Origin of the sequence: Bradyrhizobium elkanii USDA 76 (assembly GCF_023278185.1) — a bacterium.
GTDB classification, from domain to species: Bacteria; Pseudomonadota; Alphaproteobacteria; order Rhizobiales; family Xanthobacteraceae; genus Bradyrhizobium; species Bradyrhizobium elkanii.
Genome location: NZ_CP066356.1, coordinates 6,870,102 through 6,882,814 on the forward strand (window position 1 = coordinate 6,870,102; position 12,713 = coordinate 6,882,814).

Here is a 12,713-nt window from a genome sequence, read left to right on the forward strand (position 1 = left end):
GCACGATGCCGACGACCATCCCGCATCCGACACCGCAACGAGCGCCAGTCGCCGTGCCACAGCGGCAGGGCCTGCTCGAATTCCGCAACATCCGGATCGTCTACGACAATGCGATCGAGGCGATCCGCGACGTCTCGATCGCGGTGCCCGAGGGTCGCATCGTCGCCCTGCTCGGCTCCAACGGCGCCGGCAAATCGACGCTGCTGAAGGCGATGTCCGGCATCCTCTATACCGAGGAAGGCGTGATCGAGAACGGCAGCATCCGCTTCCGCAATGACGAGGTGCATCGCCTTGCGCCGGACGAACTGGTCCGCCGCGGCATCGTGCAGGTGCCGGAGGGCCGCCGCGTGTTCGCGGCACTCACCATCGACGAGAACCTGCAAATGGGCGGCTACACGAGGACCAGCGCCGAGGCGCGCGAGCGCCGCGACAAGGTGTTTGCGCTGTTTCCGCGGCTATATGAGCGGCGCGACCAGATCGCCGGCTACATGTCCGGCGGCGAACAGCAGATGCTCGCGATCGGCCGCGCGTTGATGACCGATCCCGTGCTGCTGGCGCTCGACGAGCCGTCGCTCGGCCTCGCGCCGCTGATCATCGACCGCATCTATGAGGTGATCGCCCGGCTGCGCGACGAACTGAAGATGACGGTGCTGCTGGTCGAGCAGAACGCGCAGCGCGCACTCGATATCGCCGACTACGGCTACATCCTGGAGACCGGCCGCGTCGTGCTCGACGGCACAGCAGCGAGGCTCACCGCCAACGAGGACGTCCAGGAATTCTATCTCGGCGTCTCCTCCACGGGTCGCAAGAGCCTGCGCGACGTCAAGCACTACAAGCGCCGCAAGCGGTGGTTGTCGTGACCGCGCTGCTCACGGTCGAAAATCTGTCAAAGCGCTTCGGCGGCCTGCAGGCGGTCGCCGATGTCAGCCTGCGCGTCGCGCCCGGCGAGATCTGCAGCGTGATCGGTCCGAACGGCGCCGGCAAGACCACGCTGTTCAACATGATCTCGGGCGTGCTGCGGCCAAGCGGCGGCCGCATCAGCTTCGACGGCATCGACCTCTCGACGATCTCGCCGTGGAAATTCGCCGCGGTCGGCATCGGCCGCACCTTCCAGAATCTCGCGCTGTTCAAGCACGGCACCGTGGTCGAGAACATCCTGACCGGCCGCCACACCCATCTGCGCTCGACCGTGCTCGATGCGGTGTGGTTTTACGGGCGTACCCGCAAGGAAGAGATCGCGGCACGGCAGCGTGTCGAACACATCATCGAATTCCTCGAGATCGAGCATATCAGGGACGCCGTGGTCGGCACGCTGTCCTACGGCCAGCAAAAGCGCGTCGAGCTCGCCCGCGCGCTCGCCTGCGAGCCGAAGCTATTGCTGCTGGACGAGATGGTCTCCGGCATGAACCAGGAGGAGACCGAGGACATCGCGCGCTTCGTGCTCGACATCCGCGACGAGCTCGGCATCACCGTCGTGATGATCGAGCACGAGATGCGCATCGTGATGGACATCTCCGACCGCATCCATGTGCTGAACTTCGGCCGCAAGATCGCCGAAGGCACGCCCGGCGAGATCAGGCGCGATCCGGCGGTCGCGGAGGCCTATCTCGGCAGCCAGCGCGCTGACGCGATGGCGAAGGCGGGCGCTTGATGTCGACGCTGGACAGCCTGCGCACCGCTCATCCGCCGCTGCAAGCGAGCGCGCCGCGCAACCCGCCGGCGACCGGCGCCGACGCGTTGCAGGCTGCGCTTGCGGATGCCGCCATCACCATCCCGCAACTGCTGCGACAGCGCGCCACCATGCACGGCGAGGCGATGGCGCTGCGCGAGAAGGACTACGGCATCTGGAATCCCTATTCCTGGCGGCACTATTACGACACCGCGCGCGCGGTGGCGCTCGGCCTGCTCTCGCTCGGCATCAAGCCGGGCGACCGGATCGCCATCGCCGGCGAGAACACGCCGGAATGGTTTTACGCCGATCTTGGTGCGCAGATGATCGGCGCGGTCGCGGTCGGCATCTATCCGACCAATCCCTGGGTCGAGCTGCAATATATCGTCAAGCATTCGGGCGCCCGCATCGTCGTCACCGGCGACCAGGAGCAGACCGACAAGGTGCTGGATGCGATGGCGGGCAACGGCGGCCTGCCGGATCTGGAGGCCATCGTCTGCATCGACATGAAGGGCCTACGGCATTACCGGCAATCGGAGCTGATGTCGTTCGCCGCATTGTGCGAGCGCGGCAGGGCCTACGCGCAGCAGAACCCGGAGGCCGACGCCACGCTCGACCGCCTGATCAGCCAGGGCGCGCCCGACGACGTCTGCATCCTCGTCTACACCTCGGGCACGACGGGTCCGCCCAAGGGCGCGATGCTGACCCATCGCAATCTCGTCTACGCCGCCCATGCCTACGCCAGGACCGTCGGCATTGCCGACAAGCCGTTCGAGGCGGTGAGCTATCTGCCGCTGTGCCACGTCGCGGAGCGCTGCTACGGCACCGTGACGCATCTCGTACTCGGCGGCACCGTCTCGTTCGCCGAATCGATCGACACGGTCGCAATCAACATCCGCGAGATCGCGCCGACCTTCTTCGTCGGCGTGCCCCGCATCTATGAGAAGCTGCAGCAGGGCTTTCTGTTCCGCCTCGGCGAGAGCGGCCGGCTGCGCCAGAGCTTCACCAGGGCCTGTCTCGCCTGGGGCCGCACGCTGTCCGACCGTCGACAGACCGGCAACGACAATTGGCTCGATCGTGCCGCCTACGGGCTGCTTTATCTCCTGATGTTCCGCAATTTGCAGCGCCATCTCGGCTTCGCCCACAGCCGGCACCGGCTCTGCGCCGGCGCCTCGATCTCGCCGGAGACGCTGCGCTTCTTCGACATCATCGGCCGCCCGGTGTCGCAAGGCTATGGGCTCACCGAGAGCGGCGGCGTCGCCTTCATCCAGACTGAAAGCCATCATCGGATCGGCGGCTGCGGCGTACCGCTGCCGCAGACCGAATGGAAGTGTGACACCGACGGCGAGATCCTGCTGCGCAACCCGGGCGTCTTCAAGGGCTACTTCCTCGACGAGAACGCCTCGACCGCCTCGCTGGAACAAGGCGGCTGGCTGCGCACCGGCGACATCATCGAGATATTGGACAATGGCGAGATCGCCGTGGTCGACCGCAAGAAGGCGATCATCATCACCGCCGGCGGCAAGAACATCGCGCCGTCCGAGATCGAGAACGCGCTGAAGGATTCCGAGTTCATCAAGGAAGCGATCGTGGTCGGCGAGGCCAAGAAGTATCTCGGCGCCATCATCCAGGTCGATTACGACAATGTCGGCCGTTGGGCACGCGACCGGGCGCTCGCTTACACCAACTACAAATCGCTGTCGCAGCTTCCCGAAGTGAATGAGCTGGTCGAGCGCGTCGTCAACGAGACCAACAAGCGGTTCGCGCGGGTCGAGAACATCAGGCGGTTCGCCATCTTGGAAAAGGAGCTCGACCATGACGACGGCGAGCTGACCGCCACGCAGAAGGTACGTCGCGCCATGATCGAGAAGAAGTTCGCCCGCGAGCTCGCGATCATCTACCGGGCGGAGGGCTGAATGCAGTATCTGATCCAGCTGCTGATCTCGGGGCTCGCGATCGGCGCGATCTACGGCCTGATCGCGATGGGCTTCGCGGTGATCTACAAGTCGACCGGGCTGGTGAATTTCGCCCAGGGCGAGATGACCATGATCACCGCCTATATCGCCTGGACGATCTCGACCACGGTCAGCGGCAATGTGTTCGTCGTCGCGGTGGGCGCGATTCTCGCCGCTGTTCTGCTCGGGCTCATCATCGAGCGGCTCGTGATGCGGCCGATGCTGGGCGAGCCGGTATTCGCGACCGTGATGGTCACGATCGGGCTCGCCGTGATCCTGCGCTCCGCCATCAACTTCATCTGGGACGCCTATCCGCACGGCCTCGATATCGGCATGGGCCGCGGCATCGTGCATCTCGGCGGCATCGGCGTGCGCGCCGGGCAGATTGCCGTGATCGCGACGCTGCTTCTGCTGCTCGCCGCGATCTGGGCGTTCTTCCGCTACAGCAAGGTCGGCGTTGCGATGCGCGCGGTCGCGGCCGATGATCGCACCGCGCTGTTGATGGGCATCAGCGCAACAAGAGTTCATGCGCTGGCCTGGGCCGCGTCTTCGGTGATCGCCGGCATCGGCGGGGTGTTCTTCGCGCTGTCCTATGATCTATCGCCGGCGATGTTCCAGCTCGGGCTGAAGGCGTTTCCGGCCACCATCCTGGGCGGCCTCGACGCCGTGCTCGGCTCCGGCGTCGGCGGCCTCCTGATCGGCATCACCGAAAACCTGGCCGGCGGCTATATCGGCTCCGGCATGAAGGAGGTCGCGGGCTTTGCCATGATCATCATCGTGCTGATGATCCGCCCGTTCGGCATCTTCGGCGAACGCGACATCGAGAGGGTGTGATGCGGACCGGCGATTACAAGCAGAGCTATGGCGAACTGGTCGCGCTGATCGATTCCCCGCCGGTGTGGCTATGGTCGGCGGTGCTGCTGCTGGCGCTGATCGCGGCACCTCACCTGTTGAACTCCTACGCGCTGTCGTTCCTGATGATCATCCTGATCACGGTGACCGGCGCGCTCGGACTCAACATCCTGACCGGCTACACCGGCCTGATCTCGCTCGGCCATGTCGGCTTCCTCGTCACCGGCGCCTATGCCTATGCGGTGCTGGTGTCGAAATATCACATGCCGCCGTCGGTCGGTTTCCTCGGCGCCGGCGTAGTGCCGGCGCTGGCGAGCCTGATCGTCGGCGCGCCGTCGCTGCGGCTCAAGGGACTTTACCTCGCCATCACTACGCTCGCCTTCTCCTTCATCATCAACACCGTGATCCTGGAGATGCGCTGGCTCACCAACGGCGCGCGCGGCATCCAGGTGCAAAGGCCGGAGATCTTCGGCATCAGCTTCGACGGCGATGCCGCCTTCACCTATCTCTGCCTCGGCATCGCGGGGCTGACGCTGTTCGCCACCCTCAACATCCGCCGCAGCCGGATCGGCCGCGCCTTTGTCGCGATCAGGGACAACGACACCGCGGCCCGCGTCATGGGCATCAACCTGCATGCCTACAAGCTGTTCGCCTTCATCACCTCGGCGTTCATCACCGGCATCGCCGGCGCGCTCTACGGCATCTATCTGTCCTTCGTCAGCGTCGAGGGCTTTCCGTTCCTGCTCTCGATCGAGGCGCTGGCGATCCTGATCGTCGGCGGGCTCGGCTCGGCGCTCGGCGCGGTGCTCGGCACCATCCTGATCGTGCTGTTGCCGGAGGCGACACGGATCGTGTTCAGCCTGTTCAGCGCACAGATGGACGCGACCTTCACGACCGGCGCGCAGGAGCTGAAGAGCATGCTCTACGGCCTCGTCATCATCCTGTTCCTGCGCTTCCAGCCGAGGGGGCTGGTCGGCGCCTGGCACGACATCAGGCGGACCTGGGTGCACTGGCCGCTGCGCTACTAACAAAAAAACGCAACACCATGAGGAGGAGACAATGATCAAACACCTGGCAGCGGCCTCGCTGCTGCTTTCCGCGGCCTGTCTTGCGATCAGTCCCGCTGCTGCCGCCGACCCCGGGATCACCGACAGCGAGATCCTGATCGGCGACGTGGAGCCGCTGACCGGCCCGCCGGCGCTGCTCGGCGTCGCCGCCTCGATCGGCCACAAGATCGCGATCGCCGAAGCCAACGCCGCCGGCGGCATCAACGGCCGCAAGATCAAATATGTGCTGGAGGACGACGGCTACGTCACCGCGCGCACCATCCAGGGCGTCAAGAAGGTGATCGACGTCGACAAGGTCTTCGCGATGCTCGGCATCTCCGGCTCGGGCCAGTCGATCGCGGTGATGCCGGTGCTGGAGAAGTCCGGCATCCCGACCGTGATCGACGTCGCGCCGGTCAAATTCCTGTGGGAGCCGCCGCGCAAGAACGTGTTCGTGGTCGGCCAATCCTACGAGGAAGGCATCATCCACCTCGTCAACTTCCTCGCCGACAAGAACCCCGGCAAGAAATGGGGCCTGATCACCCAGGACGACGATTACGGCATCACGGTGCGCGACGGCTTCGATTCCGTGGTCAAGGCCAAGAAGCTGAACGTCGTCTACAGCGGCAACTACAAAAAGGGCCAGCAGGACTTCTCGTCCGACATGCTGCAGCTGAAGGATTCCGGCGCCGAAGTGTTCCTGGCCGGCGGCATCATCGCCGAGAACATCGCGATGACAAAGGAGCTCGAGAAATTGAACATCAAGCCGGTGACCGGCATCTTCTGGCCCGGCCGTATCGAGCCGGTGCTGAAGCTGATGGGTCCGGCCGGCGACCGCATCTACGCGGTCGACTATGTCGAGCCGTTCGCGGGCACCGCCGGCAAGGCGTTCCTCGAGAAGGCCAAGCCGCTGGTGTCGGAGGCCGAGTTCAAGGGCATCAACCGCTACACCATGACCGGCTATGCCGCCGCGAGGGTCTTGATCGCGGCAATCGAGCGCTGCGGCAAGCAACCGACCTGGGCCTGCACCATCTCGGAGCTGGAGAAGACCAAGAATGTCGAGACCGGCGTGATGGCGCCGATCAGCTTCGGTCCCGGCGTGCGCTTCTCCAACCAGAAGCTGCAGATCATGCAGGCCGATGCCGCGACGCTCAGCTTCAAGCCGGTGGAGTGACTGCTTCCGCAAACCCACTTCACCTCTCCCGCTTGCGATCAACACGGGTGCGCGCGGCCAAAATATCGAAAACAACCCCATGCAAAGGAGGTTTCGGCGTCCGGCAGGGCAACGTTCGGCAGGGCAACTTGACACGTCGGGCAAATCAGCGGTATTATTCTATTATCCCGAAATAGCGATGTGAGTCTGCGGCTCCTCGGGTGAGGGGTTACGGTCCATCGAGAGAGCAAGAGCCCTCACCCGGATTGCACTGGACGATGCGTCGCGTCGCCAGGCGCAATCCGACCTCTCCCGTCGGGGTAGACCCTCATGGTGAGGAGCGCCGCTTGCGGCGCGACTCGAACCACGAGGCCAAGCTCCTGCGCGGCCGGCGAAGACGCATATGCGATCGCCCTGCCGCAAACGGAGCGAGGGAAGAGCCGCCCCCTCACATCCGCTTGGCGACCTCTTCCAGCATCACTTCGGTGGCACCGCCGCCGATCGTCAGCACGCGGGCGTCGCGCACCATGCGCTCGATCGGCGTGCCGCGCATGAAGCCTGAGCCGCCATGCAGTTGCAGGCAGCCGTGCACGACCTCATGCAGCACTTCGGGCGACAGCGCCTTCACCATCGAGACCTCACGCAGGCAATCCTGCCCGGCCGCCGCGAGCTCGGCGGCCTGATAGGCCAGCGCCCGCGCCGCCGCCGCCTTCGCGGCAAGCTGGGCGAGCTTCAGCCGCACGCCCTGCTGCTTCCAGAGCGGGCCGCCGAACGCCTGTCGCGTCTTCACGTAATTCGCCGTCAGCTCGATCGCCTTGGCGGATTCGCCCGCGCAGATGCCGCCGATGCAGATGCGCTCGTTCTGGAAGGTCTCCATGATGCCGTAGAAGCCCTTGTTCTCCTCGCCGAGCAGATTCTCCGCCGGCACGCGCACGTCCTGGAACGCGAGTTCGGCGGTGTCCGAGCAGAGCCAGCCATGCTTGTCGAGCTTGGTCGCCGTGATGCCCGGCGTGTTGCGCTCGACGATGAACAGCGAAATGCCGCGGCTGCCCTTGGCATGCGGATCGGTCCGCGCGGCGACGATCAGGAGGTCGCCATAGACCGCGTTGGTGATGAACATCTTTGCGCCGTTGATCACCCAGAAGTCGCCGTCGCGCCGCGCCCGCGTCTTGAGGCCTGCGACGTCGGAGCCGGCGTCGGGCTCGGTCACCGCGATCGAGCAGACCGTCTCGCCGCGGATGATCGCCGGCAAGTACTTCTGCTTCTGTTCCGGCGTGCCGCGCAAGGAGATGTGCACCGCCGACATGTCGGTATGCACGAGGATCGACGAGGTGAAGCCGCCGAAGCTGGAGCGCCCCAACTCCTCGGCGAACACCATCGAGGCCAGCGGCCCCATGTCGGTGCCGCCATATTCGGCCGCATGGCGCATGCCGAGGAAGCCGAGCGCGCCCATGCGGCGATAGATCTCGCGCGGGATCTTGCCGTCGCGCTCCCAAGCCTCGGCATGCGGCACCACTTCCTTCTCGACGAAGCGGCGCACCTGCTCGCGCAGCATGCGCAGCTCCTCGGGCAGATTGGGCTGCTCCGAAAAGTGGAATTCGGTCTCAGTGAGCTGGCGCGGATCCGACGTCATGACGTTCATTGTGGCGCCCTCTGATGGCCGATGTGAAGATGGTTGCGCAAAAAAGCTGCCAGCGATGCGACCGCCTCTCGCGCCTGCGGAATCTCCGGGAACATCTGGAAGACGTGGATCATGCCGTCCCACACCTGCAGCGCGACGTCGACACCGGCAGCCTTCGCCCGTGCGGCCAGTTCCGTCGCATCGTCGCGCACGGTCTCGCGGTCGCCGACCTGCACCAGCAGCGGCGGCAGCGCGGAGAGATCGGCATATAGCGGCGAGGCCAGCGGATTGCTGACATCGCCGTCCTTGCCAAGGTAGTTCTTCGCGAGCGCCAGGATCATCGCGCGCTGGTGGATCGGATCGACCTCGGCCCTGCTCTGATAGCTCGCGCCGCTCGCGGTGAGATCGGTCCAGGGTGACATCAGCGCGCCGGCAGCGGGCAGCGGCAGGCCGCGATCGCGCGCCGCCAGCATCGTGCACAGCACGAGATTGCCGCCGGCCGAATCCCCGGCGAAGGCGATATCCGCCGGATGCAGCCCCTGATCGCGCAGATATTGATAGGCAATCAGCGCATCCTCGAGCGCCGCCGGAAACCGGTGCTCCGGCGCCAGGCGATAGTTGATCGAAAGCACTTGGCAGCCGGATGCATTCGCGATCCGCGCGGCCAGGTCGCGATGCGAGGCGATCGAGCCGATGCGGAAGCCGCCGCCGTGAAAATAGAGGACCGCTTTGTCGCGCGGAGCATCCGACGGCACGAGCCATTCGCCGTCGACCCCGCCGGCGGAAACCGGCTCGCGCCTCACCGGCACCGAGCAGCCGGCAAAAGCCAAGTCCCAATCGCTGCGCATCTGCGCCACCGATGTATCGCGGGTCCAGCCGCGATAGATCGCGCGCAAACGCTCGATCGCGCGATCGACCGGCGTGATTGCGATATCGTCGTCCGCGCTGCCCATTTTAGCCGCCGATGCCCATGCCGCCGGAAACGCCGAGCGTCTCGCCGGTGATATAGGCGGCCTGGTCGGAAGCCAGGAACAGCGCGGCAGCCGCGACCTCCTCCGGCTCGCCGAGGCGGCCGAGCAGCGTTGCGCCGGTCATCGCCTGCAGGATCCTGTCGCCGCCCTTTGCCACGGCCTGCTCCAGCATCGGCGTGCGGATCGGTCCCGGCGCGATCGCGTTCGCGGTAATGCCATAGCGTGCATTTTCCCGCGCGATGCTCCGGGTGAACGAGATCACGCCGCCCTTGGCCGCGGAGTAGACCGCACCGCCTTTTGAGCCGAGCCGCGCCGCTTCCGAGGTGACGTTGATGATGCGGCCAAAGCGCGCCGCCTGCATCGCCGGCAGCGCGGCGTGGGTGCAGGCCAGCACCGAGGTGAGATTGACCGCGATCAGCCGCGCCCAATCCTCCGCCGTGGTATCGGTGAAGAAAGCGTGCTGATCGACGCCGGCATTGTTGACGACAATGTCGAATGGGCCGTCCTGCGCCATCACGGCCTGCACGGCCATGGCATCGCTGACGTCTAATCCTGCAACGTCAGCGCCAGTCTCGCGCGCCAGCTCCGAGGCCGCGGCGACATCGAGATCGGCGATCACGACCCTGGCGCCCGCGCCGGCAAAGCTGCGCGCGATCGCAGCACCAATGCCCCGCGCGCCGCCGGAGACGAAGGCACGGCGGCCATCGAGACGTCCGAATGGCAAGGTCGCCACCTCAGCGCCCCGTGAATACAGGCTGGCGCCGCTCGATCACCGCGGCGAGGCCTTCGCGTGCATCGGCCATCCCCGAGAGTTCGGCGACGGTGCGCGCCTCTTCCGACAGGCACTGCTCGATGCTGGTCCCGGTGCCGGCCCAGACCAGCCGCTTGGTCGCCGCCAGCGCCTTCGGCGCGCCGGCCGCAAGCTCGCGCGCCAGCGCGAGCGATGCCTCGGCAAGCTCGGCATCGGGGACGACCTTGGTGACGATGCCCATCTGCAACGCTTCGGCTGCCGGGATCACCGGATTGGTCAGCAGGATCGACATCGCCCGCCGCAGGCCGACCAGCCGCGACAGCGTGACCGAGACGCCGGCATCCGGCGCCATCGCCACCCGCGTCGCACCGGCGAGGAATTTTGCCGATTCCGCCGCGATCACAATGTCGGAGGCGCAGACCAGACCGAAGCCGCCGCCGCCCGCCGCAAAGCCCTGCACCGATGATATGACCGGCGCCTCCAGCCGCAGCAATCCGATCACCGCATTCTGCAGATAGGCGGTGGCCTGCCGGATATAGTCCGGCAGCTTCTCGCCCTTGGCGGCAAAGGCGCGGACATCGCCACCGGCGCAGAAATTGGTGCCCTCGCCGCTCAGCAGCACGACGCGCAGATCCGGATGACCATGACAGACCATGATGGCGTCGCACAGGGCGCGGAGCAGCTCGGCGCTCATGCCGTTGGCCGCATCGGGGCGGTTGAGCCGCAGCCGCGCGATGCCGTCGGTGATGTCGAGCAGAACGGGGCCCTTGTCGATCATGGCGAGACCTTTCCTAGACCAGGAATGACAACGTGTAGATCGCCTTGGCGTTGTTGACGAGGATGACCTTCTTGGCGGCCATCCGCAATTCGCCATCGACATGGCGCAGCCGGTATTCATTGCGCGCCGCCCACAGCGTGTCGTCGCGCAGGCTCGACTCGAAAATGAGGCTGTTGCTGGCGACCGCGATGTCGCCGTCGTCAGGCTGCTCGTCCATCAATTCGATGTTGGAGATCAGCCGGCGCAGGTTCGACTGCGGCGTCTGGGTGAAGTGCTTGCCGGTCATCAGCTGCCGGACCCGCAGCGCGATCCGCGAGCGGTTGTCGTAGATGATCGACATCTGCCGTTCCGGGTCGATGTCGGCGCCGTTGGCCGGCACCCAATAGACGCCATCGTCGGTCCAGAGCTTTTCCCAGGCCTCGTATTGATGCTCGTCCTGCAGCCGCGCCTCGCGATAAAGGAAGGCGGTGATGGCGCTCATCAACGTGGCGCTGCTCTCGCGCGACAGCATCAGTTTGGCTCCATCAGCTTGCGATAATGGGTCCAGATGCCGCGCGACGGCACCTCGTCGGTGACGTGGCCGACCGTGAAGCCGAGCTCGTCCTGCCGCTCGCGCTTCTCGCCGCGGCCGAGGAAGATCCATTCCGGGTTGCGCGCCAGCACGCCGCGATGGCAGCGCTCATACATTTCGGAATCGTCCGCGAGCAGGAAGCCGGCTGGGCCGACCGAGCCCATGGTCTGCTGGCGCAGCCTTCGGTTCAGATCGGGCGCGCCCTTGAACTGCAACGCGGTGACGTGCTGCACGCTGTCATCGACGCCGAGCGGCTGGATCACGAACATCTGGATCTCGGCGATGAACAGGTTCGGGAAGATCATCACATGCGGCGTGCCGTCGATCATGATCTCCCGCGCGGCGGTGTCGCCATGGGCGGCCTTCATGCGGGCAGTATAGTCCGGCAACCGGTCCTCGCTGGTGCCGAACCAACTCATCGGCGCGTCGCGCTTGCGGAACTCGGGCCGCAGGTCGATCTCGGTATGGCCGTTGCCGTAGTCGCGCGTCAGCGCGGTCGAGGCGCCGCCATAGAGCTTGCCGATCATGCTGTCGGCGACACCGAAGATCGAGGTGTGCACGAAGGCCGGGTGATAGCCGTCGCACTCGTTCTCCAGGATGAACTTCCAGTTCGCCTTGACGCGATGCTTGAGGAAGCCCGCCGTGATCTCGACCTCGCCCTCCGGCGAGGTGCGCACCAGCCGATCGATGGTCTCGGCGGCGCCGCCGAGATGCTCCTTCAGCGTCGGGCCATCGGCCGCGAACGAGCCGAACACGAAGCCGCGATAGGAGGCGACGCGCGTCACCCGCCCGAGCGCGAGCTGCGACTTATCCTGCCCCTCATAGCCGTCGGGGAAGGCATAACCGACCAGGCGGCCGTCATTGGCAAAAGTCCAGGAGTGGAACGGACAGGTGAACGAGCGGGCATTGCCGCGCTCATAGGAGCAGACCTGGTTGCCGCGATGCGAGCAGCGGTTGAGCAGCAGATTGACCTTGCCCTGCTCGTCGCGCGTCATGATCACGGATTGCGGGCCGATCGACTTGACGACGTAGTCGTTGGCGTTCGGCACCTCGCTCTCGTGCCCGACATAGACCCAGGTCCGGTACCAGATGTTCTTGAGCTCGGCCTCGAATATCTCGGGATCGGTATAGAGCGATCCGTGCACCCGGTCGGGCCGGATCAACCGTTCCCATGGCGAGGCGCCGGTCATCATGTTCATCGTTCCGTCTCCCTCACCGATCGCCTGCCGCCGACGTTTTCGTTGACGGTCAATAATAATCCGAACGGTCGTTCGACTAATAGCACGCCCGGGACAGGCCAGCAAGCGGCTTTACGATCACCGCCCCCGGCCCGGCGCGGACAGATG

At 65.6% G+C, this 12,713-nt stretch carries 12 protein-coding genes; 6 read left to right on the top strand and 6 right to left on the bottom strand.

Features of this window, described 5'->3' with window-relative positions:
* The first annotated feature begins 5 nt into the window (after positions 1–5).
* The 6 genes from JEY66_RS32950 to JEY66_RS32975 are packed head-to-tail and all read left to right on the top strand — an operon-like array spanning position 6 to position 6,696.
* A complete protein-coding gene (locus JEY66_RS32950) occupies positions 6–860 on the top strand; it encodes an ABC transporter ATP-binding protein (protein WP_016846278.1) in 855 nt (284 codons plus the stop codon).
* Positions 857–1,651: an ABC transporter ATP-binding protein gene (locus JEY66_RS32955; RefSeq protein ID WP_016846279.1), complete on the top strand. Its 795-nt coding sequence runs from the start codon at positions 857–859 to the stop codon at positions 1,649–1,651. The genes JEY66_RS32950 and JEY66_RS32955 overlap by 4 nt, the downstream gene beginning before the upstream one ends.
* Positions 1,651–3,585, top strand: a complete 1,935-nt coding sequence (locus JEY66_RS32960) for an AMP-dependent synthetase/ligase (RefSeq protein ID WP_018270323.1) — start codon at positions 1,651–1,653, stop codon at positions 3,583–3,585. Before JEY66_RS32955 ends, JEY66_RS32960 begins: the two co-directional genes overlap by 1 nt.
* On the top strand, positions 3,586–4,458 hold the full coding sequence (locus JEY66_RS32965) for a branched-chain amino acid ABC transporter permease (protein WP_018270322.1): 873 nt from the start codon (positions 3,586–3,588) through the stop codon (positions 4,456–4,458). It begins immediately after the preceding gene.
* Positions 4,458–5,504 (top strand): branched-chain amino acid ABC transporter permease, encoded by a 1,047-nt coding sequence (locus JEY66_RS32970; RefSeq protein WP_016840405.1) that lies wholly within the window; start codon positions 4,458–4,460, stop codon positions 5,502–5,504. The genes JEY66_RS32965 and JEY66_RS32970 overlap by 1 nt, the downstream gene beginning before the upstream one ends.
* Positions 5,505–5,535: 31 nt before the next feature.
* Positions 5,536–6,696: an ABC transporter substrate-binding protein gene (locus JEY66_RS32975; protein ID WP_018270321.1), complete on the top strand. Its 1,161-nt coding sequence runs from the start codon at positions 5,536–5,538 to the stop codon at positions 6,694–6,696.
* Between the two features lie 427 nt (positions 6,697–7,123).
* On the opposite strand, the gene JEY66_RS32980 is transcribed toward JEY66_RS32975, so the two are convergent.
* Genes JEY66_RS32980 through JEY66_RS33005 form a run of 6 tightly spaced genes read right to left on the bottom strand, consistent with a single transcriptional unit; the run spans position 7,124 to position 12,566 of the window.
* Positions 7,124–8,317 (bottom strand): acyl-CoA dehydrogenase family protein, encoded by a 1,194-nt coding sequence (locus JEY66_RS32980; RefSeq protein ID WP_016845347.1) that lies wholly within the window; start codon positions 8,315–8,317, stop codon positions 7,124–7,126.
* Positions 8,314–9,249 carry an alpha/beta hydrolase gene (locus tag JEY66_RS32985; RefSeq protein ID WP_016845346.1) on the bottom strand — a complete coding sequence of 312 codons (936 nt, stop codon included), beginning with the start codon at positions 9,247–9,249 and terminating at the stop codon, positions 8,314–8,316. The genes JEY66_RS32980 and JEY66_RS32985 overlap by 4 nt, the downstream gene beginning before the upstream one ends.
* Before the next feature lies 1 nt (position 9,250).
* Positions 9,251–10,000 (bottom strand): SDR family NAD(P)-dependent oxidoreductase, encoded by a 750-nt coding sequence (locus JEY66_RS32990; RefSeq protein WP_016845345.1) that lies wholly within the window; start codon positions 9,998–10,000, stop codon positions 9,251–9,253.
* Between the two features lies 1 nt (position 10,001).
* A complete protein-coding gene (locus JEY66_RS32995) occupies positions 10,002–10,796 on the bottom strand; it encodes an enoyl-CoA hydratase/isomerase family protein (RefSeq protein WP_016845344.1) in 795 nt (264 codons plus the stop codon).
* 13 nt (positions 10,797–10,809) lie between these two features.
* The gene (locus JEY66_RS33000; RefSeq protein WP_016845343.1) at positions 10,810–11,307 is read right to left on the bottom strand and encodes an aromatic-ring-hydroxylating dioxygenase subunit beta; all 498 of its coding nucleotides are present in this window, start codon (positions 11,305–11,307) and stop codon (positions 10,810–10,812) included.
* Positions 11,307–12,566 (bottom strand): aromatic ring-hydroxylating oxygenase subunit alpha, encoded by a 1,260-nt coding sequence (locus JEY66_RS33005; protein ID WP_016845342.1) that lies wholly within the window; start codon positions 12,564–12,566, stop codon positions 11,307–11,309. The genes JEY66_RS33000 and JEY66_RS33005 overlap by 1 nt, the downstream gene beginning before the upstream one ends.
* Between the last annotated feature and the right edge of the window lie 147 nt (positions 12,567–12,713).

Excerpts from the sequence above, each read along its gene's own strand:
- JEY66_RS32965 (WP_018270322.1), top strand. The coding sequence starts at position 3,586 with ATGCAGTATCTGATCCAGCTGCTGATCTCGGGGCTCGCGATCGGCGCG.
- JEY66_RS32970 (WP_016840405.1), top strand. The coding sequence starts at position 4,458 with ATGCGGACCGGCGATTACAAGCAGAGCTATGGCGAACTGGTCGCGCTG.
- JEY66_RS32975 (WP_018270321.1), top strand. The coding sequence starts at position 5,536 with ATGATCAAACACCTGGCAGCGGCCTCGCTGCTGCTTTCCGCGGCCTGT.
- JEY66_RS32980 (WP_016845347.1), bottom strand. The coding sequence starts at position 8,317 with ATGAACGTCATGACGTCGGATCCGCGCCAGCTCACTGAGACCGAATTC.
- JEY66_RS33005 (WP_016845342.1), bottom strand. The coding sequence starts at position 12,566 with ATGAACATGATGACCGGCGCCTCGCCATGGGAACGGTTGATCCGGCCC.
- JEY66_RS32985 (WP_016845346.1), bottom strand. The coding sequence starts at position 9,249 with ATGGGCAGCGCGGACGACGATATCGCAATCACGCCGGTCGATCGCGCG.
- JEY66_RS32950 (WP_016846278.1), top strand. The coding sequence starts at position 6 with ATGCCGACGACCATCCCGCATCCGACACCGCAACGAGCGCCAGTCGCC.
- JEY66_RS32995 (WP_016845344.1), bottom strand. The coding sequence starts at position 10,796 with ATGATCGACAAGGGCCCCGTTCTGCTCGACATCACCGACGGCATCGCG.
- JEY66_RS32960 (WP_018270323.1), top strand. The coding sequence starts at position 1,651 with ATGTCGACGCTGGACAGCCTGCGCACCGCTCATCCGCCGCTGCAAGCG.
- JEY66_RS33000 (WP_016845343.1), bottom strand. The coding sequence starts at position 11,307 with ATGCTGTCGCGCGAGAGCAGCGCCACGTTGATGAGCGCCATCACCGCC.